Here is a 490-nt window from a genome sequence, read left to right on the forward strand (position 1 = left end):
TGGATTGATTACTTTAGGGAATGAGATACAACGTTGTACTTTTTGTTAGTCGTTCAAGCTTTGTTGTGGATTGATTACTTTAGGGAATGAGATACAACTTACATCTGTAAGCGTATGAAGTGTCTACCGTTGTGGATTGATTACTTTAGGGAACGAAATACAATTCGATGAAGCAGCTCATTAAAGCGGTAGAGTTGTGGCATTGATCGTTTTTAGGCTGGAGGGGTGTCTACTTTTTCAGGAATGGGGGAGGATTGGTGTGCACTAAAATAGGAATGCTCGCCTACTCGCGTGATTTGGGGAGACCGTATCAAAGCATTATTCCGTATGCGTGCGGAATCCATTCCGCAGGGCTACGGAATCTATTCCGCACGCATGCGGAATATGAGGTTGATACAAGGAAAGATTGTGGAAGGTATTCCTGAAAAAGTAGACACATTATGTGACCTAGATAGGGGTTGTCCGACCCCTCAGCCGGGGTCGTAGGGGT

The sequence above is a fragment of the Porphyromonas sp. HMSC077F02 genome (assembly GCF_001815465.1).
Taxonomy (GTDB): Bacteria; Bacteroidota; Bacteroidia; order Bacteroidales; family Porphyromonadaceae; genus Porphyromonas_A; species Porphyromonas_A somerae.